Here is a 22,374-nt window from a genome sequence, read left to right as displayed (position 1 = left end):
TTTATCTACACGTAGAAGTAGATCGCCATAAAGTGGCAGGCGCTGCCGCCCAGCACAAAGCCATGCCAGATGGCGTGGCCGAAACGGAAGCGTTTGGATGCGTAGAAAATGACGCCCAGCGTGTACACCACGCCGCCCACCGCCAGCAACGTCACACCGCCAAAAGACAATTTGGTCGCCAGCTGATAAATCACAACCAGCGAAAGCCAGCCCATCGTCAGATACGTGATCAGCGAAAGCACCTCAAAACGGTGTGCAAACGCCAGTTTGAAAATCACACCAAACAACGCCAGCCCCCAGATCACCGCCATCAGCCCTTTCGCCAGGGGAGAATTCAGCCCGATCAACAGGAACGGCGTGTAGGTTCCGGCAATCAGCAGATAAATTGCACAATGATCGAGTTTTTTCAGCCAGTATTTGGCTTTCTGATGCGGAATGGCGTGATACAACGTGGAGGCCAGATACAGCAAAATCATGCTGCCGCCGTAGACACTGTAACTGGTGATCGCCATGGCGCTGGCGTCCGCGCTCACTGCCTGCACCAGCAATAACACCAGACCGACAATCCCAAACACCAGCCCGACGCCGTGACTCAGGCTGTTGGCAATTTCTTCAGCCCACGGATATCCCTGTGGTGATGACTTACCCATACGATGAGAACCCTCGAGGCAAAACAACAAAATAACGTTAATCCGGCGCTGTTTATAAATTACGCCGACAGGCAGATTAACTGAGAACGATTCCAGTGTACACCTGTACGCTTAAAATGAGTATTTCCTGATGTAACAGTCTCTTAGCCGGATCATCATTTCATTACACGAATGGCTGGAATCCCTTCAATTCATTCACTTTGTTTATAATTTACCCACATGACATTTTGAAGGCAGCGGGTTTTTCCGCAGCCAAAAACATGATTTTTTTACACCAAGCGATTAAGGTATAGCGGAAATCTCTGATAACGCCGTTAACAATGCCGTCAATTTGACTAAGGTTTGACCATGTCTGTAGCCACTTCCCCGCTAAATTTCGGCGCAATGACCGAGGTTTTTCAGTTCCTGATGGAAATCGATAAACTGAAAAGCGTGCAACGCCGTACAAAAGTACTGGGCACCGAGCGTCAGGAAAACTCAGCAGAACACAGCTGGCATTTCGCCGTTGCAACGATGTCACTGGCCCCTTTTGCGCCGGAAGGCGTTGATATCCAGAAAGTTATCCGTATGGCATTAATCCACGATATCGTGGAAATCGACGCCGGTGATGTCATCGTTTATGACCTCGCTGCCCGTGCAGCCGTGCACGATCAGGAAATCATCGCCGCTAAACGCCTGTTTGGCCTGCTGCCCGCGCCGCTGAACACACAGTTTTTGGATTTGTGGAATGAGTACGAAGCCGGGGAAACGCCGGAAGCGCGCTTTGCGCTGGTGATTGACCGCGTCATGCCGATGGTCATGAACCTGAACAATCAGGGGCAAAGCTGGGTGGAAAATAATATCCGTCTGGAGCAGGTTCTCGCACGTAATTCATTCATCGCCGATATTCACCCGGAGCTGTGGGAACACCTGCGCGTCCATCTGGACCATGCTCATCAGCAAGGCTGGCTGAAGTAATTCCTGAACTGCGCCTCCCCCTGCATTGAGGAAGGCGCAGAATCAATCACTTCGGCACTGTCAGCGCCGTTGAATCCACATACGGTTTCATGATGGTATCGGCATCTTTCTGCGCCTGTGCGGCGGCGGCTTCCGGAGTGACTTTTTCATCGTTCACCAACGCGGCCAGCTGATTTTCCATCGCCTGGCGCACTGCCACCGTTTCATACGTCGCATACCACGGATACGCATATTTCAGCTGTTCCAGCGCAATCGCCGCACGCGGGTCTTTCGCCAGATAATCCTTCATTTCCGGTGTGTCATAAGACGCCATACGCGGTGAGAAATAGCCGGTAAAGCGGCTCCAGGCACCGTTCACTTTTGGGCTGACCAGATATTGCAGGAACTGGTACGCCGCTTTTTTCTGGTCGTCGGAAATCCCTTTAAAGCTCACCAGACTCGCGCCGCCGATGGTCACGCCGTTGCGGACTTTGGAAGGCATCATCGCCACACCCAGCTCGAAATCTTTGGTGTTTTCACGCATAAAGCCCAGCGCGCCGGTGCTCAGCATCGCCATCCCCAGTTTTCCGGAGAAGAACGCTGCGCTGATTTGCTTGGAATTCAGCACACCGGAAGGCATCACCTTGTCGCGATAGACCAGGTTCTGCCAGAAATGCAGCGCACCCAGCGTTGACGGCTTGTTGTAATACACTTCGCCAGGGTAATCGGCGTTGTAGTACTGACCGCCGTTAGCGCGCACCAGCGCGGATAAAATCCAGCCGCCGTAGTCATCGTTAGTCGATGGCAACATGATGCCCCACTGGCCTTTCGCCGAATCGGTCAGCTTTTTCGAATCTTCCAGCAGCTCATCCCAGTCTTTTGGCGGCGCGGTGATCCCGGCTTTGGCGAACATGGTTTTGTTGTAATAGAGAATCGGCGTCGAGTTGTGGAACGGAATGGCATAAGTCACGCCGTTTACCTGAGCGTTCTGACGCATGGCGGGCCAGAAGTTTTGCGTCAAAAATGGCGTCGCTTTCTGGTCGCCGAATTTGAACAGTTCGTCCATCGGCAGGATTTCATTTTTGATTGCCAGATCCGCCGTAAAGTTGGCGGACATGATCACCAGTGCCGGAGGCTGCCCGGATTTCGCGGCGGCCTCAGCTTTCACTTTGGTAGTGTCATAGCTGCCGGTGAAAATCCCGCGCACTTCGACATCATTTTGTGACTGGTTGAACTCTTTAATAACGCGGGTCATTTCCATGGTCAGCTTGCCGTCAACCGGCGCAGGGAACATGAAATCGATGTTTTCTTTGGCCGACGCCGTACCAGCGGCGATGAAGCCGATAGCGAGCGCCAGCGCATGTATTTTACGCATTGTGGTGATTCTCCCGGTGCAGATTTTGCTGGTTTTGGCCTGAAAAAAGATGAAGGTCGTGCAAAGAAAAATGCAAAGTGATGCGGTCGCCGGGTTGTGGAATATCTCCGGTATTTTCCCGCAGGTGGTTTTTACGGACATAACGGATCTTGCCGAGCGCGGTATCGGCGTGGCACAGATACTCCGCGCCGAGCAGTTCGCGATAGGTCAGTGTGGCCTGCAATTGCAGGCTTTCGCCGTCCACCGGGCGGTCGCTGATGTGTTCGGGTCTGATGCCCAGATACACGTCAGTAAGCGCCTGCGCGTGGTCAGTTTGCGGCAAATGCACCGGCTGATTTTCGACGCTCAGCACGCCACCGGCACACGGCAGTAAAAACAGATTCATCGACGGCGTGCCGATAAAACCGGCGACAAACAGGTTAGCCGGATGCGCGTAAAGCGTTTCCGGCGCGCCGATTTGTTGCAGATGGCCTTTATCGAGCACCGCAATCCGGTCGGCCATGGTCATGGCTTCCATCTGATCGTGAGTAACGTAAACGGTGCTGGTTTTCAGTTGCTGATGCAGCTGCATAATGCCATCGCGTACTTCGGTGCGCAGGCGCGCATCGAGGTTCGACAGCGGTTCATCCATCAGAAATAACTTCGGATCGCGCACTATCGCGCGTGCCATCGCCACCCGCTGACGCTGACCGCCGGACAATTTGCCCGGCTTGCGTTTGAGCAACGGTTCCAGTTGCAATAATCCGGCCACGCGATCGACCCGAGCCTGATGCTGATCTTTCGGCTCATTGCGCATCCGCATGCCGAACGTGATGTTTTGTTCAACGGTCATGTGCGGGAATAGCGCGTAGTTCTGGAAGATCATCGAGAAATTACGTTCACGCGGCGCCTGCGCAGTGATATCAGTTCCGTCGAGCAAAATACGTCCTTCGCTGACGTCTTCCAGCCCCGCCAGCAGGCGCAGCAAGGTACTTTTGCCACATCCCGACGGCCCGACCAGCACCAGAAACTCGCCGTCGGCAATCTCCAGCGAAAGCTGATTCACCGCCGTACTGCCTTCAAACTGCTTGGTAATATTTTCCAGACGAATGCCAGACATCATTGATCATCCACCGGGCAACTGATTTGCGCGTCGTAAAGATACGGCCCCGGATATTGCGACAGAGGATGCAGATAACTGACCAGCCCGGTTTTATCCACCAGACGGTGCATCACGCAGGCCGCCGGTTCGAGGTTATAGAACGGTGCCGGATTGTGGTGATAGTACGGAACCTGGTGCACAGTGCCGGGAATGGTGGTGATGATCGCCTGTTTGTACTGGGTGAAAATCAGGCGGTGCGTATGGCCGCAGAACACGCGAACCAGCGACGGGAAACGGTCAATCAGCGCCAGCAGCTGGTCGCCATTTTCACAGGAAATCGCGTCCATCTGCGCGGAACCGACTTTGACCGGCGGATGGTGCATAAACACCGCCGTCGGTTTATCACCGCCCTGCTCCAGCTGGCCTTCCAGCCACGCCAGCGTTTCCAGCGTCAGAAAACCTTTCGATTCACCGGCCAGGCTGGAATCCACAAACAGCAAACGCATCGGGAAATCGTCGATGGCGTAACGCATGTTTTGCGGGTCGTTTCCGAGCTGCGGGCACAGCGGATGCAGCGCTTCCAGAAACTGCGCTTTGTCATCGTGATTGCCCGGAATAATAAACAGCGGATAACGCAGGTTGCCCAGCGTGCGGCGCGCCACCTCATATTCCTGCGGCAGGCCACAGTTCACGATATCGCCGGTGATCACCACCGCATCCGGTTGTTCTTCCAGCGCATTCAGCTGGCTGACCACTTCGGCGTTACAGCCGTTCACGTCGATAAAGTCATACAGTTTGCGGCCGTGGCTGCGAAAGTGCATGTCAGAGATCTGAGCTAAAAACATGGAAGACTCCTTTATTTAATCCCCGAAAAGCCGAAGCTTTTCAGGAACTGTTTCTGAAAAATAATGAACGCCAGCATCAGCGGAAGGCACACCATCAGCGTCCCGGCAGTAATTAATCCCCACTGACCGCCCGATTCTGCCCCCATCGCGAAGGACACCAGCCCGACGGTGAGCACCTGTTTGTCCGGGTCGTTCAGCACCATCAGCGGCCAGAGATATTCGTTCCAGTGATAGGTAATGCTGACGGTCGCGAAAGCGAGAATGGCGGGCCATGACATCGGGATCAGCACGCGGAATACCACCTGCCACCAGCGGCAGCCTTCCATCAGCGCGGCTTCTTCAATTTCACGCGGGATACTGAGAAACGCCTGACGCATCAGGAACACGCCGAACGCCGACGCGAAGTACGGCATCATCACGCCGGTCAATGTGTTGAGCAGCCCGAACTGTTTGAGGATCATCATGTTCGGCACCATCATGATGACCGGCATGATCATCAGCTGGATGAGCAGCAGGTAGAACAGCGTCTGTTTGCCGCGAAATTCGTGATACGCGAAGACGTAACCGGCGGTGGTAATCGTCACCAGCTGAACCAGAAACGTGCCGAACGAGAAGAAAATGGTGTTGGCGTAAAGCCGCAGCCAGTCTGCGCTGTCCCAGGCATCACGGAAGTTTTGCAGCGTCAGCGGGAAGCGGGGCAACAGCGACGCCATATCCGGCCCGAAGCTGCTTTCGCTGAACGCCGACGACAGCATCCACAGGAACGGTGCCATCCATAAAAACGCGGCGCAGAGCAGCAGAACCGGCAATGTCGAACGGCGGGCACCGCGCAGCAGCAGCCCGGAAGAACGCGGCACGGCGCGTGATTTTTGAGTCATCAGTGTTTCAACGCTCATAGTGAGCCCCTCTTTCCAGTACGCGCAGATTCAGCATCGAAAAACCAAACAACAGCACCAGCGTCAGGAAAGTCGCCGCTGACGCTTTGCCTAAATCGTGCGTGTCGTTGGCGAGGCTCTGGATGTAATACAGCAACACCGTAGTGGCGTTATTCGGCCCGCCCTGCGTCATTACGGCGACGTGATCAATCTGGGTAATCGAGTAAATCAGCGCAATCGTGACCACAAAACTGATGGTCGGGCGCAGCAGCGGCAGCGTGACATAGAGGAAAACCTGCGGGCGCGACGCCCCTTCCATCAGCGCCGCTTCACGGGCAGAAGCGGGAATCGACTGCAATCCGGCGAGGAAAAACAGCATGTAATACCCGGCAAATTTCCATACACCGATAACGCTCAGGGCAATCAGCGCACTGTTGCTCATGCCGAGATAGTTGTTATTCATCGGCCCGAACATTTTCGCCAGGTAGTAATCAAGCAGCCCCATGCCGGGCATAAAAATGAACAGCCATAGTGTGGCGGCGCTGACGAGAGGAATGATCATCGGGAAGAAAAACGCGGTACGCAGCCAGCGGTTAAGCGAGGTGTTTTCCCACAGCGCAACGGCCAGCAGCAGCGCCAGCACGATACCAGGGATCACGGTCATCAGGATGTAAGCCAGATTATTGAGCAGCGCACGCCAGAAAACGGAGTCCTGCACCAGACGCAGATAATTTTGCAGACCCGCAAACGGTGGCGCCTCCGACGACAGACGGCTGTCAAAGAGGCTGTCCATCGCTGACTGGAATAAAGGGTAATAGGTGAACAGAAACAGAAAAATCAGCGTCGGCAACAGAACAAGATAAGGGAACAACAAACGGCGCATTACAGGATACCGGTCAGCCAAATAAGGTGCCTATCCTGTCGGGAATGTGTGTCAGTTACATGGCGGTTATGTGATGGTTATTTGAATGAACATTGAGCTAATGTTACTGAACAAATCACTGTGGGTGGTGAGGGGAGCTATGATTGCTCTATTTGAATATGTTGGAATATGTCGCCTTAAAGCCGACATATTTTGTATTTTATAAATATTTAGCCTCCATATCTCTTTTTCATCTGCTACAGTGGTTTAAATAATTCTTAATATGTCATCTAAAAGGCGACAAATGAGAAAAAATATAAACTGGCTTTTCCTTCATACCCATCCGGGTCAGGTCATGCTTCAGACGTGGCTAACCTCTCAGGGAATAGACCGCCGCAGCTCGTCAAAATACGTGAAAGAAGGCTTACTGAATAGGCTGGATACCGGCGTATATTATCGCACGGGAAAAGAACCCGGTTGGGCAGATGCTGTTCATTGTCTGCAAACGCAATGGAATGACCAGGTTCACGTATCAGGGCTGACCAGCTTGAATCTTCAGGGCAGCGCTCATTATCTTGAATTGGGTAACACGCGCATATGGCTCAACCTTCCGCCCCGGGTTTATCTGCCCAAATGGTTGCAAAAAATGCCGGACGTAAAATGGCATTCCACAGCGAATAACCGGCTGGATTGCGGTAACAGTGGCTTTCTGAAAGACATTGCTGTCTCATCCCTTCAGCTTAAATGCAGCACTGCGGAACTGGCCGCTTATGAAATCGCCAATAATGTTCCGGAACTCATCGAGTTCATCCATGCAGATGAACTGTTTCAGGGGTTGATAAGCCTGAATCCGAAAAAGCTTCAGCTTATTCTCTCTGCCAGCCAGTCCATCAAGACCAACCGTGTGTTTATGTTTCTTGCTCAAAGAAATAAGCATAAGTGGTTTGAACGACTGCAAATGGCCGATATAAAAATGGGATCCGGCACACGCCAAATCGAAGTGGGTGGCCGGTTAAACACTGAATTTCAAATAACCGTTCCCGCTACACTGATAAGGAATATCACGGAAGATGGACAATACTGAACGCTATGCGAAACAGGTTAAATTACTCATTGAATGCCTGCCCTCCATTGATGAGGAGAAATGCTTTGCGCTTAAAGGTGGCACGGCAATAAATCTTTTTGTTCGTAATTTCCCCCGATTGTCGGTGGATATTGATTTAGCGTACGTTCCTCTTCAGGACAGGCAGTTAACCCTTACCGGGATCTCGGGCGCACTCCGCCGGATAGCGGAAAGGCTGAATAAAGCAGGTTTTCTCGCTCAGTTGCAAGATACTGACGGACCAGACGCTCGTATTTTTGTCAGAAGCCCGGAAGCCGTAAGTATCAAAATTGAAGTTAACCATGTCTGGCGAGGTTTGCTTCAGCCGCCCATTTTTTCAGACATTCAGGATGACGTGGCTGAACAATTCGGATTCGCCGGGTTCAACGTGGTTTCAATGCCTGACTTATACGGCAGCAAGATTTGTGCGGCACTGGACCGGCAACATCCACGGGATCTGTTCGACGTGAAGCTTCTGTTAGAAGACTCCGGTGTGACGCAAGAAATCTACTATGGCTTTCTTGCATACCTGCTGGGGCACCCGCGCCCAATGGCTGAAATTCTCGATCCTCGCTGGAAAGATATCCGGGCAACTTTCGAAAAAGAATTTGAAGGGATGACTACTGTCCCCATAACACTCGGGCAACTAAACGCAGTACCGGGCGCGTTGATGATGGCTCTTAAAAAACATTTCAACCAACAAGATCATCGTTTTCTAATGTCTTATGAAGCAGGCGATCCGGACTGGTCACTTTTCCCTCACGACCTTTCAACATTCCCGGCCATACGCTGGAAACAACAGAATCTCCAAAAACTGAAAGAACAGGATGGAGAAAAATGGAAGCAGGTGATGGCAAAAAACAGGGATGTGCTTGACCGATGGCTTGCCTGATTTAAACACCGCAGAGGCAACCAGATTCTGTTATTAGTCGCCTCTGTTCTTTAATTTACATCAGGCTAGCTTTCCCGACATTAACCCTGAACTCCCGACCTCGCCAGTGCGTTCCCGGCTTTTTCCGACAACTCAAACAAAGCAGGCAAAACATGCGCCGTAGCTTTGATGTACGCGCTCACCTGCGCCACACCCTCAGGCGGCAAAAGCTCGCCGCTTTCCAGACCTTCGCTCAGACACAGCAAACCATGGCAAAGGCCTTCGGCAGATTCAGAGGCGACCGCGCCAAGATCATAAAGCTGGGGTTCGGTGAAGTTGCTGAGATCCATATCGGAAATCAAAGTGCGAAAAGCGGTGATGGAGTTTTCAGGGTATTGGGTTTCGGTTGTTGTCATGATGATCATTCCATTACTAGATTTAAGTTTCATCACGCCTTCAGGTTCCAAACTAAAGGAGTGACTCAGACAGGTTTGGAACTCCGGATCTAGCGACCGGCCAATCATAAAGATTGCCCTGCCTGAGCCACGAATTGAAGTGTGCACGTAGCCGCTGAAAAAAAACAAGTTTTTTCAGTTCCAGATAATCGGAGTTCCAAGTCCGGCTACGGATTTTGCCGCAGCGAGGTGACTATATTCCGATGATTTTGCCAATGAAACAGACTGTATGGATTTACAGGAAGTTACTTTGGTATTTGGAAGGCGTCTCGCAGGAATGACGTCTGCTCCCTCCCCTGCGAAGGGGAGGGCTGGTGTGGGGTATTAATGGCGAATTCGAAAATTGAGGTTTGTGCGGACTGATCATTCAGTGAAATATCAAACCACACCAACTCCCATCCTTTCCCGTGCTTCTTCATAGGTCGGCATCGATGCCGCAGCCCCTGCTCTTTCCACACAAACAGACGCGTACGCGGAGGCAAATTGCGCGGCTTCGGAAAGCGTGGAACCGGCGGCGAGTTGTGAGGCTAATGCGCCGTTGAAGGCATCGCCTGCGCCGGTGGTATCGACCGGTGTGGCCGGGCAGGCGGCGATGATCTGCGTTTCGCCATTCACGGAAAGCAGTGCGCCCTGCGTGCCAAGCGTGACGATCAGTGCCTGAATGCCTTTAGCGTGCAGCGCGTGGGCGGCGCGCTTAGCGGATGGAATATCGTGAACCTCAATGCCGGTCAGCAATGTGCATTCAGTGGCGTTGGGCGTGAGCAAATCAACCTGCGCCAGCAGGTGGTCGGAAACCGGCTGGAACGGCGCGGGGTTGAGGATAATGTACGTCCCGTTTTCCCTGGCGATATTGATCAGTTTTTCGATAGCCGGAAGATTATTTTCCAGCTGCGTCAGCAGGATATCGGCAGCGGCTACCGCCGGGCGGCATTGTTCGACCTCTTCGTCGGTGACCGTCAGGTTCGCGCCCGGATCGACCGCTATCATGTTTTCCGCGTCCGCACCGGCGACGTAAATCAGCGCATTACCGGTCGGGCATTCGCTGGTGGAAAACAGCGTGACGGCGTCGAAACCGGCGTTGTCGAGGTGGCGGCGGGCGAACATGCCGAAATCATCGCGCCCGACTTTCCCGATGTAATGCACCCGCGCACCGGCGCGCAGTGCTGCAACCGCCTGATTCGCGCCCTTTCCGCCCGCCCCCATCATGCTGTTGCGCGCAATCAGGGATTCCCCCGGTTTGGGGAAACGCGCCATGCCAGCGACGATGTCGAGGTTGAAAGAACCAAATACGCATACCTTGCCTTTTTTCATGCCTCTCTCCTGAAAGAAAACGGTCGTGACTGCGACTGAAAAACGCGTTGTGCGGCCAGACAGGCACCGCGGCAGCCGGTTTCATCGGTGACGGCGCTGAAGTGGATCTTCAGTCCGTTCGCCGGATACGGGCTGCGCAGATGGCTGCGCAACTGCTGTTCGAGCTGCGCCAGCGGGAAATTCTCCATCGCCAGCACACCGCCGCCGAGCACCAGATATTCCGGGTCCAGAATGTTCATTTCACTGGCGACCGTTCGCGCCAGACGCGCTACAAATTCGGTCAAATCCACATGTTCTGCGTGACGCACAAACAGATCGGCGAACGGCGTTTGCGGTGCGTGCTGCCGCGCCCAGCCGGTCAGCCAGTTGCCGGACGTCAGCGTTTCGACGCACCCGGTTTTGCCGCAAGGACACAGCAGCGGATTGCCTGCCAGCGGAATATGCCCGAGCTCGCCCGCGCCGCCGTGCGCACCGTGATAAAAATCGCCGTTAATCCACAAACTGTTGCCCAGACCGGTGCCCAGATACAGGCCGACGGCGACGTCCGGCAGCGCGTCGTGCTGAAGTAAATCCCACCACATCAGATGGTTAACGTCTTTATCCATCGTCACCGGCAGATGCAGCCGCTGCGCAAGCTGCTCCGCGACCGGCTGATTATCCAGCGCGGAAATAAACGGCAGCGATAACACGGTTTGCCGGTCGCGGGATAAGATCCCCGGCAAACCGAGCATCACCTGTGCCACCTGATGATGCGGATCCTGCGCATCCAGATACCTGCGAATCAGTGCTTCCAGCCCGCTCAGCGGATCACTTTGCCCTGCCCAACTTTGCGTCGGGATTTTGTGGTAGCCGCGAAAATTTTGCTGGCTGTCCATCAGCATTAAACGGGTATTGGTGCCCCCGACGTCCACTCCAAGAAAATGCGGCATACGGCTCTCCTGCCCTCAGGCTGCGTGACGCGCCTGACGCATCTGATCGAGCATTTTGTCCCAGGCAATATCCAGATCGCTGTCGAGTGTGAACAGGCCGGAACTGCCGACGATCAACACTTCCGCGCCCGCAGACATCAGATCCTGATACGTCCGCAGGTTGCAGGATCCGTCGATTTCGATCAGATAGCGGTAGCCTTTTTGCTGTTTGAGATCGCGCAGCTGGGCAATTTTCCCCAGCATTTCCGGGATGAACGGCTGCCCGGCGTAGCCCGGATCGACAGTCATGACGGTAATTTTATCCAGCAGATGAATGTAGTGCTGGATATATTCCACCGGCGTCGCAGGGTTAAGTACCACGCCGACCTTTTTACCCAGAGAACGGATCTGGTTGATGATGCGGAACGCGTCGCGGTTGATGGTTTCGGCGTGCGGGCAAATAAAATCAGCACCGGCTCTGGCTATCGGTTCGATAAAGTCGGACGGATTTTCCACCATCATATGCACGTCCAGAACCAGCGGCGTATGCGGGCGGATTTGTTCGATGAAGAACGGCGACAGCGTGATGTTTTTGACGTAATGGCCGTCCATGATGTCGATGTGCAGCATGTCAGCGCGGCGGTTCAGCACCTCCAGTTGCTGTCTGATGTCTATCAGGCTCATGCACATCAGCGACGGAGAAATTTTGTATTCCATGATGTTTTCCTAAGGTCAGAGGCTATGAAAATAAGCTTTAAAATAAGGGTTAAGGTTGTGCAGCCCGCGCTTTGGCGGCGCTCATGCGCCCTGCACGTTTTTGCAGGAAACGGGCACGGAAGAATTTCAGCGCCAGCACCACAATCAGTACCGCGCCCCACATCGCCAGGCTGAAATGCGGGCTGACGTTCAACAGATTCAGGCCGGTAGAAATCACCTGGAGGACAATCAGCGAGAGCACCACGCCCGCCACTTTGCCGAATCCGCCGTTCGGGTCGGTGCCGCCTAAAATGATCGCCAGGACGGTCAGCAGCAGGTAAGAATCGCCGTAGCCCATGCGCGCCGAGTTGAAGCGCGCCATCATCACCAGCCCGGCAATCACGCATAACATGCTGGAAATCACGTAAATGGCGATGAGGACACGGTGCGTGTTGACGCCGCTGAAATGGGTGGCGTTGATGTTGCTGCCGCTCATGTAGATGTATTTTCCAAGACGCGTGCGTTCGAGGAACACCGCGATGAACACCGCCGTCAGCAGGAAGATAATCAGCGGAACCGGCACGCCGAGCAGCGTTTCCGCGCCGATAAAGCGCACGATGTCGGGCATACCGCTGATGGCCGCGCCGCGTGAGAGATAGATGCCAACGCCGTTCACCATCGTCATGGTGGCGAGCGTGACCAGAATCGGATGCGCCCCGACATAGGCCACCAGCGCACCGGTCAGCATGCCGATGACCAGCGCCAGAATCATTGCGCCAACCAGCGCTACGGTCAGCCAGACCGCCTGCATCGCCATGCTGGCATCGGGCGGCAGCCAGGTCAGAAACACCCACGCCATCAGCAGACTGGTCAGGTTAGCGGTGGCAATAATGCACAGGTTCAGGCCGCCGCTGAGGATCGGGATAAACATCGCCAGCGTCAGCAAACCGAGTTCCGGCAGCTGAAATGCGACGCTCATAAAGGTGGCGTCACTGAAGAATCGCCCCGGCATCGCCAGGCTGAAACCGATAATGACCACCAGCAGCAACAGCGATAATCCCAGTGTGGTGCTGTCTATTTTCAGGGAAGCTATTTTCAGCCGTGGCCGGTCTTTAAGATTCACATTTCTGCTTTTCGCGAACATAGCGGTTTTCCTCAGGCGAAGCCGACTTCGGTTTCTTTGCGTTTCTTGTAATGGGTGACGGTGATGGCCGCGACAATCACCACGCCGATGACGATATTCATGAAGTAGCTGGAGACGCCAACCAGGTTGAGGCCGTTTTTCAGCACGCCAATCAGGAACACGCCCATCAGTGTGCCGACCACGCTGCCTTTGCCGCCGTTAAGGCTGGCGCCGCCGAGCACCGCAGCAGCCAGAACATCCAGCTCGCCGCCGACCAGCGCATTCGGCACCACTTCGCCGACGCGGTAGACCTGAACCAGCCCGCCAATCGCCGCCATCGCGCCGAGATAGCCGTAGGCAAACAGGTGCAGCAGACCGACACGGATGCCAATGCGGCGAGCGGATTCCTGATCACCGCCGACCGCAAACAGCTGACGGCCCAGATGCGTTTTGTTAAGTAAAATCCAGCTCAGCGCTGCCACCGCCAGCATCACGACAACCGGCAAGCCAATCTGGTAATGCTGCCCGCCGACGCTGAACGGCAGGACGCGGATCGGCGTGGTCAGCCAGTCCGGCAGGTCGTAGAGGCTGGTGCCGTTGGTCAGCCACATCAGCATGCCGAACAGCAGTGACTGCATGCTGATAGTGACGATGATCGAGACAATGCGCAGGCAGTAGATCAGGATGGCGTTGATCATCCCGAGGACGGTGCCGATCGCGATCGCCAGTAAAATGCTACCGGTCGGGCTGCTCAGGCCGTAATGAATGGCCAGCGTGGCGATGAGGTACTGCACGACGGAAGCCACCGCCGCGAAGGAAATATCAATGCCGCCGGTGACCAGCACCACAAATAAGCCGAGGGCAAAAATGCCGCTGACGGCGTAACTTTCGGTCAGATCGAGCAGGTTCTGAAGCGTCAGAAACTGATTGGTGAGCAGGGAAAACGTGACGATAACCACCAGCAAAACCCAGGCTAAATAACCTTCGTTGCTGGACGGGCGTAACCGGCTGAGCTTAAGCATTGACCGCCTCCGCAAGCTGTTGCTGAGTAATCGCGCCCGGAAGATATTCACCCTTCACCGTGCCTTCGGAGAAATGCAGCACGCGGTCGCAGTTGAAATACACTTCCGGCACTTCGTCGGAAATCAGCAGGATCGAAATGCCCTCTTCCGCCAGCTGATGCACCAGCTGGTAAATACTGGCTTTCGCGCCGACGTCCACGCCGACGGTCGGTGAATCGAGGATCAGGATTTTCGGCTGCGTCAGCACCCATTTCGCCAGCACGATTTTTTGCTGATTGCCGCCGGACAGCGTGGAAATCGCCTGATCCGGGTTCGCGACTTTGACGCCGAGTTTTTCGATCCACTGCTGGATGATCTTGTTTTTGCGGTATTCGTCGATCAGATGAAAACGGCTGCGCAGCTGATCCATGATCGCCAGCACGGTGTTGTCGCCGACCGATTGCTGCTGGATCAGCCCCAGCGTCAGCCTGTCTTCCGAGACATAACCGATGCCAGATTTGATCGCGTCTTCGTGGCTGCGAAAACGCACCGGTTTGCTGTCGAGGTAAATTTTGCCGCTGTCCGGTTTGGTCATACCAAACAGGCTAAGCGCCAGTTCGGTGCGTCCGGAACCGAGCAGGCCGCACAGGCCGAGCACTTCGCCGGCGTGCAGTTTGAAACTGACGTCGTGGTACTGGCCTTCGCGGGTGAGTTTGTCGGCTTCCAGCATGATGCGTTCGTCATTCATGTTGGCGGCTTTCAGGCGGTAATCGAGCCTGAGGCCGGTCATCAGCTCGGTCAGGCGTTCGCTGCTGACTTCAGAAGCCGGGAAGGTGCCGACTTTTTTGCCGTCACGAATGACCGTGACGCTGTCGGAAATCTCCAGCACTTCGTCGAGACGATGGCTGACGAAGACCACGCTGATGCCTTTGTTTTTCAGGTAATGCACGGTGCGCAGCAGCTGATTCACTTCGGTGCGGGTCAGCGAGGCGGTCGGTTCATCCATAATGACTAACCGCGCATCGGCAACCAGCGCGCGACAAATTGCCACCTGCTGGCGCTGGGCAATCGGCAGCGCCGACACTTTGCTGTCGAGATCTAAGGTGTAATTGAGTTCAGTGAGGATGCGCTGCGCGGTGTCGCGCAGGCGTGACGGGCGATACCAGCCCATCAGCCCTTGCAGGTTGTGGTCGAACGCGATGTTTTCAAACACGCTCAGGTTCGGAAACAGCGACAGATCCTGATAGATCACCTGAACGCCAAACTGCCGCGCCTGATCCGGGCTGAGCTTGCTGAACGTCTGAAGCCCCTGCGTGGCAGAACCCAGCGTGATCCGGCAACCGTTATCCGGCTGATAAACCCCCGAGATCACTTTGATCAACGTACTTTTACCGCAGCCGTTGGTGCCCGCCAGGCAGTGAACTTCCCCCGGCATCAGCCGCAGGGAAATGTCGTTAAGCGCGCGCTGTCCGCCAAAGGTCACCGACAGATTCTGTACATCAATCAGCGGCGTGTTGTCTGTTTGAATGATCTCGGAGATTGCCATGATTACAGCCCCATTTTGACCAGTTTCGGCAGGTTCGCTTTATCCAGACTTTCGGTTTCGTTGCCCAGAATGGTGCGCGTGGCTTCATCAACTTTCACTTTACCCATGCCTTCGATGGTCATGCCGTCAGTGATTTTTTCGCCTTTTTCCAGCTTCTCGGCGATGCGCACGAAGACTTCACCGGCCACCATCGGGTTCCAGATAAAGCCGCCTTTGATGGCACCGGCTTTCACCAGGCTTGCGCCCTGACCCGGACTGAATGGCCCGAAGACGCAGACATCATCGGTTTTGGCGCGGTTAAGCACCGCACGGCCTGCGCCGATCGGGCCTTGTGAACCGATCGCCAGAATGCCTTTCAGATTGGCGTCTTTTGACATCAGGTCGTTGGTGGTGCGGATGCTGTCATCAAGCGATTCGCCGACACCGAATTTATCGCCGACCAGATGCATGTTCGGATAATGTTCTTTCTGATAATTGATGGCCGCATCGGCCCATTTCTGATGCAAAGGTACGGTCAGGCTGCCGACATACACCGCGTAATCGCCTTTTTCTTTCATACATTGTGCGAGGGCGATCATGTGGTTAATGCCGTGCTGCGTGGCGTCGACCATTTCAAAATCCCAGTCGGCGTATTTCTGATCCGGCGATTCATGCACGATGACTTTGATCCCGGCGTCGTGTGCGCGTTTCAGCACCGGCTCCAGCACGCGGGCATCGTTGGGCACCACGCCGATCACATCCACTTTCTGGGCGATCAGATCTTCAATCGCACGCACCTGCAACGCCGGATCGGCGCTGGTCGGGCCGACCTGCCATGCGTCGATCCCGCGTTTCGCCGCTTCGCTTTTGATCCCGGCTTCCATCGCGTTGAACCAGGCGTTACCGCCGACTTTCACCACCACGCCCATGCGAATTTTGTCAGCGGCGTGTGCTGACAGGGACAACATGGCTGTGGCGAACAGGCAGGCAAGAACGGATTTCTTGATCATGTTTACTCTCCTGGGAGGTCAGTTATTTACCGCAGCAAACGGGCCGTTGCGGTTGTTTTTAGTTTTTTTCTGTAGGGGTGACGGAGAAACTTCAATCACGTTAACGTTGCTCCAGGCCAGTTCCTGGCGGAATTCCTCATCCTCCAGATGGTCTGTTATCAGTGTGTCGATTTCCCGGTAGTGGCAGATCCGCGCAAAAGAGCGGCGGCCGAATTTGCTGGAGTCAGCCAGCAAAATTTTGTGCTCGGAGGAAAGCAGCATTTGCTGTTTCAGCCGCGCGTGATGCTCGTTGCTTTCACGGATGCCGCCTTCGTGGCTGATGCCGTGACAGGAGAAAAACAGTTTGTTGATGACGAACTCTTTCAGCATTTGCTCGGCCAGCACGCCGACGAAATCTTCATATTTCGCCGAATATTCACCACCTAAACCGATGGTGCGCACATTGGCTTTCACCGACAGCGTCTGGATGATCTGCACTGAGTTGGTCAGCACCACCAGCTGAATATCGGGCAACTGGCGCGCCAGATACCAGCTGGTCGAACTGCTGTCGAGCAGCAGACAGTCACCCGGATTAATCAGTTGCAATGCGCGTTTGGCGATGCGCGTTTTGCTGTCAGGCGACTGATTACTGCGGTCACGAAACGATTCGCCCTGTTCAATCTGCGACGGCACATAGGTTTTTTCGCCCGCCGAATGTTCCGTAAAGACCGCGCCGCCGTGGCTGCGTAACAGCACGCCGCGCTTTTCCAGCAGCGCCAGATCCCGCCGCGCCGTTTCCAGCGAAATACGGCATAACTGCGCCACTTCCTGAACCAGAATGCGTCCGCGCTGGGTGAGAATTTCGGTAATAAAACGATGTCGCTCTACTGGCAGCATGTGGTGATTCCTCTTTCCCGATGTCAAACAGGATACGCAGCCCGGTGGTTGTGGAATGCGCAGTGCCTCAAACGCGGCTGTGTGCATTTTTTGCCACCGCCGTCATGTGATAGTTGTCACGAAAAGATGAGAAAAGATGAAATGTTAAAGTTTGGATCTGTGGCGGGAACGGCATTAAATCGTCATTTGCGTTGCAACAAGACAGCAACAGTTTTGCAAACGGTCACAATTCCTCGCGGTTTCTCATGACCGGTTATGACCGTTTGTGTGGAGTTGACCGTTTGGGGATGGGAAACAGGGTTTGTGCAGAACATCACAGCGGGCATTTTTCGATTGCTGTTTACTACAGATTCACTTTTTACGGAGCGTTTATGTCTTCTTCTCCTTTTATAAATCGCCTTTTATTAATTTTGCTGACGCCAGTCTGCGGAATAAAAGCGTTTATATTAGGCTGCTGCTGCTTTAACTCTGTCGATAATCTCAGCGCCGCCGCAGATAAAAATGAAGAAATAAATCCGGCTGATTTCAGTGACCAGTGGAAACAGCTCTGGCACTGCGCCGGTAATTCGCTGCTGCCGCAGGAAAAAATGCAGCGTTTTATTTCCCACACTCAGATTAATGTTATTTCCGTTGCCGTCCGGCTGGTGGCGCAATTACGTCACGTGCTGACATTCACACATTTATCCACTCTGGTCAGCCAGTTACGCTGCTGTCACCGTCTGAGCGGCGCACCCGCTAACGAGGCAGCTGTTATTTCTTTTCCGTCGCCATCAGGCACAACGCGCGCTTTCGCCGTTGTGCTTTTTTTATGCCTGAAATCAGGTCAAATCCGAGGAATTTATTATGTATTTCGTCTGTATTGCTGCCTGCCCGACCGGTGTTGCTCATACTTATATGGCCGCAGAATCGCTTGAAGTGCTGGGAAAAAAACGCGGACACGAAATCAAAGTCGAAACGCAGGGAAGTCTGGGGGCTGAAAATATTATTACTGCGGAAGATCTCGCGCGCGCCGACGGCGTTATTCTTGCCGCCGATGTTGCTGTCAATAATAAAGAACGTTTCGACGGCATGATCACGCTCGAATGCAGCGTCAGTGATCCGATCAAACACGGTGATGCGGTTTTTGAAGCGATCGAACAGGAGGTGGCGAATGGCTAAATTCAGGGCAGAAGCCGGTGGCGGGCACGTCGGCACGGATGTTAAAAACGCCATCATGACCGGCGTTTCTTATATGCTGCCGTTCGTGATTGCCGGCGCGGTGATCATGGGCATCGCGCGCATCGGCGCGTCGATGTATGGCATCGATAATATCTGGGACAACAGCCATGCGCAGGCCGCCAGCCAGATAATCAAACTGCTGCACCAGTTCGACGGTTTTGGCGGGCTGGCGCTTTCGCTGATGCTGCCCATTGTCGCCGGGTATATCAGTTATGCGCTGGCGAATAAGCCGGGGATTGCGCCCGGTATGATTGGCGGGCTGCTGGCCAGCAATCTGGGTACCGGCTTTATCGGCGCACTGGTGGCGGGGTTTGTAGCCGGTTATATCGTTCGCTGGATGGTGCGTTTTATCAAACTGCCGCGCGCACTGGCGTCGGCCGGGCCGATATTTATTCTGCCGGTCGGCGGCACATTGCTGACCTGCTGCATTATGGCGTTTGTGGTCGGTACGCCTCTCGCGGCGCTCAATCGCGGGATGGAAGCCTGGCTGATGACCCTATCCGGCACCAACAAAGTGTTGCTGGCCGCGGTGATTGGCGGAATGGTCGGGTTTGATCTCGGCGGCCCCATCAATAAAGCGGCTGTCACCACGGCGATGGCGCTGCTGGCTTCCGGTATTTATGACCCGAATACCGCGGCGCAGGTGGCGATTATAATTCCACCGATTGGCCTGGGCGTCGCCACTTTGCTGTGGAAAAAGCGCTTCCCCGAATCCCTGCGCGAAGCTGGAAAAGCCTCGACGCTGATGGGGCTGATTGGCGTCTCTGAAGGCGCGATCCCGTTCGCGTTATCCAACCCCAAAATCATCGTGATCAACGTTGTCGGTTCCGCTCTGGGCGCGGCGATGGCCGTCGGGTTGGGTGCGGTCAATCACGCGCCGATTTCCGGGTTCTACGGCTGGCTGGCGGTAGACGGCTGGCCGGTTTACGTACTTTCGATCGCCACCGGTTCTGCGGTGGTCGCCTGCGGCTCGCTGCTGGTCTTCCGCCACGGCGATACCGAAACCGTCGCGAAACCTGCTGCATCCCCTGCCCCTAAATTTAAGGTGAACCGCCAATGAAAACCGTCCATCTGATTCAGCATACTCACTGGGATCGCGAATGGTATTTCACTGAAAATGACTCGAAAGCGGTGCTGTACTATTTCATGGATGACCTGCTCAACCGGCTGGAATCCGACCCTCAGTTGCCGCCGTTCGTGCTCGATGCACAGACGGTAGTGCTCGACGATTATCTGGAAGTGGCGCCGGAAAATCTCAGTCGCCTGACCGCGCTTATCCGCGAAGGCCGCATTCTGATTGGCCCGTGGTATACGCAGACCGATTTTCTGGTGGTCGGCGCGGAATCTGTCGCACGCAATTTGCTGTTAGGGATTGAAGGCGCACGCAAATACGGCGCGCCGATGCCGGTCGGCTACGTGCCGGACTCTTTCGGCCAGAGCGCCCAGTTGCCGATGTTTCTGCAACAGTTCGCCATCGGCCACGCCGTACTCTGGCGCGGCTGGTGCGAGCATGACGTCGCGACCACCGAATTTATCTGGCATAGCGATGACGGCAGTTGCGTCACCACCGCCGTCTTGCCGTGGGGTTACGGCTGCGCAAAATGGTTACCCGCTGACGCCGAAACGGCGCTGCCCGTGGTGCAAAAGGCCTGCCGCAAACAAGCGCAGTTTGCCGCCAGCGATCTGATTTTATTACCCAACGGCAACGATCAGTCGCCGTTCGAATATCAGGTTCCCGAAATGCTGAATGCGCTCAATCAGCGGCAGGATGAATTTCACTTTGTTAACAGCAGCTTCGGCGCATTTTTCACCGCACTGGATAAACAGCGCGATCATCTGCCAGATTTTCGTGGCGAACTCCTGAGCCCGAAATACATGCGCATTCATCGCGGAATTTTCTCCACCCGCATCGACATCAAGAAGCTCAACGCGAAGCTGGAACAAACAGTCAGTCAGTATCTCGAACCGCTGCTGACGGTCGGTGCTTCGCTCGGTCTGCCGTATCCGCAAACCGCAGTGGACAATATCTGGCGCGAAGCGATGAAATCCCACGCGCATGACAGCATCGGCGGCTGCAATTCCGACAGGGTGAATGCGATGGTGAAAAACCGGCTGCTTTCCGGCATGGAAATGGCCGAACAGTTGCTGGAGCTGAACTTTAAAAAGCTCAGCGAAGGCATCACCGCCACGCAGGAAGGCACGCAAATTCTGCTGTTTAACAGCCTGCCGACACTGCGCAGCGGCAAAGTACGTCTGACGGTAATGACGCCGGAAAACGACTTCCGGCTCTGTGATAACGACGGCAATGAGTGTCACTGGCAGCTGATCAGTGAACAACCGCAGGATATGTCGACAGTGGTTCAGGAGCTGTCGAACAGCACGGAAACCATCTGGTACCGGAAATGCGAGCTGCTGATTGACGTGAAAAACGTGCCGCCGTGCGGCTACACAACGCTGTGGTTCCAGCCCGGCGAAATCACCCAACATCTGCCGCATTCGGTGAACCCGCATCAGCTGGAAAACCATTTCCTGCACCTGCGCGCCGACGCGCAAGGCGTGCTGACGCTGACCGACAAACGCAGCGGCCAGCATTATCCGCATCTGCTGCAACTGGTGGACGGCGGCGATGCCGGTGATAACTACAACTATTCGCCGCCGGTACAGGACTGGAAAATCACCGGCGACCATCATCTTCTGGAATGCCACACTGACGGCGGCAGTTTGTATAACCGCATGGTGCTGCGCTACCGGCTGCCGGTGCCGCAGGATCTGGATTCGCGCCAGCAGAGGCTTGCCGATGCCAGTCTGGACGTCACTTTGACGCTGACGCTGATGCACGACTCGCCGTCGCTGAGCGTGGACATCACCGTGGATAATCAGACCCGCGATCACCGCTTGCAGGTTTTAATGCCAACCGGTGCAGAGACGCAGGTGCATTTCGCCGATCAGCCGTTCGGGCTGATTCAGCGCGATAATCAGCCTGCCGCCATGAAAATCTGGCAGGCCGAAAACTGGAATGAAGCCCCGGCAGCGCTGTATCCGATGCAAAGTCTGGTGATAATGCACGACGAAAAACGCGGGCTGTGCGCGGTCACCGAAGGGTTGCGCGAGTATGAAATCCCCGAAAATCAGCAGGACGTACTGGCCGTTACGTTGCTGCGCAGCGTCGGCTGGCTGGGCCGCGCAAACATGCCTTACCGGCCGGGACGCGCATCGGGCATGGTGCTGCCATCGCCGGAATCGCAGATCCCCGGCCTTCATCATTGTTCACTGGCCGTAATGCCGCTGACAGGCATGCCGGATGCCGGTTTCTGGCAACGTGTCGAAGCGTGGAAAACGCCGATGCTTGCGTATCTCGCCACCGGCTGGTCGCGGTTCCGGCTGAATCCGCACGGGAAAAACTTCGCCGCGAATTACAGCTTACTGAGCTGGGAAACAGCGCTGCATTTCAGCACGCTAAAGAAATCGCAGCGCGGCGACCACTGGGTTTTACGTGGCTGGAATCCGTCGGCGCAGGCAATAAAAACCGGAGAAGTGAAATCGCATAACGCCGTGACGCCCTCAAATCTGGCCGAGACTGAGCGAAGCGGAGAAGGTTTCAGGGAAATGACGAAAGCCGGGGAACCGGTGACGTTTTTAATCGGGAAATAAGCA

21 protein-coding genes are annotated in these 22,374 nt (G+C 54.9%); 6 read left to right on the top strand and 15 right to left on the bottom strand.

The features are described 5' to 3' along the window. Window positions 1-5: 5 nt before the first annotated feature. Window positions 6-650 (bottom strand): hemolysin III family protein, encoded by a 645-nt coding sequence (locus CWS43_RS03070; protein ID WP_101075377.1) that lies wholly within the window; start codon window positions 648-650, stop codon window positions 6-8. A 348-nt stretch (window positions 651-998) separates the two neighbouring features. Between CWS43_RS03070 and CWS43_RS03065 the strand changes: the two genes are divergently transcribed. Next, entirely contained in the window at window positions 999-1,607 is a 609-nt protein-coding gene (locus CWS43_RS03065) for an HD family hydrolase (RefSeq protein WP_101075376.1), read from the top strand. Between the two features lie 46 nt (window positions 1,608-1,653). Here the strand turns inward: CWS43_RS03065 and CWS43_RS03060 are convergent, their stop codons facing one another. Genes CWS43_RS03060 through CWS43_RS03040 form a run of 5 tightly spaced genes read right to left on the bottom strand, consistent with a single transcriptional unit; the run spans window position 1,654 to window position 6,645 of the window. Further along, a complete protein-coding gene (locus tag CWS43_RS03060; RefSeq protein ID WP_101075375.1) occupies window positions 1,654-2,961 on the bottom strand; it encodes an ABC transporter substrate-binding protein in 1,308 nt (435 codons plus the stop codon). Next, window positions 2,954-4,060 carry an ABC transporter ATP-binding protein gene (locus CWS43_RS03055; protein WP_198555773.1) on the bottom strand — a complete coding sequence of 369 codons (1,107 nt, stop codon included), beginning with the start codon at window positions 4,058-4,060 and terminating at the stop codon, window positions 2,954-2,956. The genes CWS43_RS03060 and CWS43_RS03055 overlap by 8 nt, the downstream gene beginning before the upstream one ends. Beyond that, entirely contained in the window at window positions 4,060-4,887 is an 828-nt protein-coding gene (locus CWS43_RS03050; protein ID WP_101075373.1) for a phosphodiesterase, read from the bottom strand. Before CWS43_RS03050 ends, CWS43_RS03055 begins: the two co-directional genes overlap by 1 nt. A gap of 11 nt (window positions 4,888-4,898) precedes the next feature. Continuing rightward, complete coding sequence (locus tag CWS43_RS03045) at window positions 4,899-5,783, bottom strand: carbohydrate ABC transporter permease (protein WP_101075372.1); 885 nt, start codon at window positions 5,781-5,783, stop codon at window positions 4,899-4,901. Further along, window positions 5,773-6,645 (bottom strand): carbohydrate ABC transporter permease, encoded by an 873-nt coding sequence (locus tag CWS43_RS03040; protein ID WP_101075371.1) that lies wholly within the window; start codon window positions 6,643-6,645, stop codon window positions 5,773-5,775. Before CWS43_RS03040 ends, CWS43_RS03045 begins: the two co-directional genes overlap by 11 nt. Window positions 6,646-6,928: 283 nt before the next feature. Here CWS43_RS03040 and CWS43_RS03035 point away from each other — a divergent pair, with 283 nt between their 5' ends. Further along, window positions 6,929-7,708: a type IV toxin-antitoxin system AbiEi family antitoxin domain-containing protein gene (locus tag CWS43_RS03035; protein ID WP_101075370.1), complete on the top strand. Its 780-nt coding sequence runs from the start codon at window positions 6,929-6,931 to the stop codon at window positions 7,706-7,708. Next, the gene (locus tag CWS43_RS03030; protein ID WP_101075369.1) at window positions 7,695-8,618 is read left to right on the top strand and encodes a nucleotidyl transferase AbiEii/AbiGii toxin family protein; all 924 of its coding nucleotides are present in this window, start codon (window positions 7,695-7,697) and stop codon (window positions 8,616-8,618) included. The genes CWS43_RS03035 and CWS43_RS03030 overlap by 14 nt, the downstream gene beginning before the upstream one ends. Window positions 8,619-8,698: 80 nt before the next feature. Here CWS43_RS03030 and CWS43_RS03025 read toward each other — a convergent pair whose 3' ends face one another. The 9 genes from CWS43_RS03025 to CWS43_RS02985 all read right to left on the bottom strand — a co-directional run bounded on the left by CWS43_RS03025 (window position 8,699) and on the right by CWS43_RS02985 (window position 17,502). Beyond that, entirely contained in the window at window positions 8,699-9,013 is a 315-nt protein-coding gene (locus tag CWS43_RS03025; RefSeq protein WP_101075787.1) for a hypothetical protein, read from the bottom strand. Window positions 9,014-9,430: 417 nt separating this feature from the next. Next, entirely contained in the window at window positions 9,431-10,363 is a 933-nt protein-coding gene (gene rbsK, locus CWS43_RS03020) for a ribokinase (protein ID WP_101075368.1), read from the bottom strand. After that, entirely contained in the window at window positions 10,360-11,292 is a 933-nt protein-coding gene (gene alsK / locus CWS43_RS03015) for an allose kinase (RefSeq protein ID WP_101075367.1), read from the bottom strand. The genes rbsK and alsK overlap by 4 nt, the downstream gene beginning before the upstream one ends. Before the next feature lie 15 nt (window positions 11,293-11,307). Continuing rightward, window positions 11,308-11,988 carry a D-allulose 6-phosphate 3-epimerase gene (gene alsE, locus CWS43_RS03010; protein WP_101075366.1) on the bottom strand — a complete coding sequence of 227 codons (681 nt, stop codon included), beginning with the start codon at window positions 11,986-11,988 and terminating at the stop codon, window positions 11,308-11,310. A 49-nt stretch (window positions 11,989-12,037) separates the two neighbouring features. After that, on the bottom strand, window positions 12,038-13,111 hold the full coding sequence (locus tag CWS43_RS03005) for an ABC transporter permease (protein ID WP_101075365.1): 1,074 nt from the start codon (window positions 13,109-13,111) through the stop codon (window positions 12,038-12,040). Window positions 13,112-13,122: 11 nt separating this feature from the next. Further along, window positions 13,123-14,112, bottom strand: a complete 990-nt coding sequence (locus CWS43_RS03000) for an ABC transporter permease (RefSeq protein ID WP_101075364.1) — start codon at window positions 14,110-14,112, stop codon at window positions 13,123-13,125. Next, entirely contained in the window at window positions 14,105-15,637 is a 1,533-nt protein-coding gene (locus CWS43_RS02995; protein ID WP_101075363.1) for a sugar ABC transporter ATP-binding protein, read from the bottom strand. Before CWS43_RS02995 ends, CWS43_RS03000 begins: the two co-directional genes overlap by 8 nt. 2 nt (window positions 15,638-15,639) lie before the next feature. Beyond that, on the bottom strand, window positions 15,640-16,626 hold the full coding sequence (locus CWS43_RS02990) for a substrate-binding domain-containing protein (protein WP_369825841.1): 987 nt from the start codon (window positions 16,624-16,626) through the stop codon (window positions 15,640-15,642). Window positions 16,627-16,644: 18 nt separating this feature from the next. Next, complete coding sequence (locus tag CWS43_RS02985) at window positions 16,645-17,502, bottom strand: DeoR/GlpR family DNA-binding transcription regulator (protein ID WP_101075362.1); 858 nt, start codon at window positions 17,500-17,502, stop codon at window positions 16,645-16,647. A gap of 843 nt (window positions 17,503-18,345) precedes the next feature. Here CWS43_RS02985 and CWS43_RS02975 point away from each other — a divergent pair. Genes CWS43_RS02975 through CWS43_RS02965 form a run of 3 tightly spaced genes read left to right on the top strand, consistent with a single transcriptional unit; the run spans window position 18,346 to window position 22,371 of the window. After that, window positions 18,346-18,660 (top strand): PTS fructose transporter subunit IIB, encoded by a 315-nt coding sequence (locus CWS43_RS02975; protein WP_101075360.1) that lies wholly within the window; start codon window positions 18,346-18,348, stop codon window positions 18,658-18,660. Further along, window positions 18,653-19,780 carry a PTS fructose transporter subunit IIC gene (locus tag CWS43_RS02970; RefSeq protein WP_101075359.1) on the top strand — a complete coding sequence of 376 codons (1,128 nt, stop codon included), beginning with the start codon at window positions 18,653-18,655 and terminating at the stop codon, window positions 19,778-19,780. The genes CWS43_RS02975 and CWS43_RS02970 overlap by 8 nt, the downstream gene beginning before the upstream one ends. Then, window positions 19,777-22,371 carry a glycoside hydrolase family 38 C-terminal domain-containing protein gene (locus CWS43_RS02965; RefSeq protein WP_101075358.1) on the top strand — a complete coding sequence of 865 codons (2,595 nt, stop codon included), beginning with the start codon at window positions 19,777-19,779 and terminating at the stop codon, window positions 22,369-22,371. The genes CWS43_RS02970 and CWS43_RS02965 overlap by 4 nt, the downstream gene beginning before the upstream one ends. Window positions 22,372-22,374 lie beyond the last annotated feature (3 nt).

Origin of the sequence: Rahnella sp. AA (assembly GCF_002834385.1) — a bacterium.
In the GTDB taxonomy this organism is placed as follows: Bacteria; Pseudomonadota; Gammaproteobacteria; order Enterobacterales; family Enterobacteriaceae; genus Rahnella.
The sequence above is the reverse complement of the archived record's forward strand: the minus strand, read 5'-3'. Positions and strand labels throughout refer to the sequence as shown.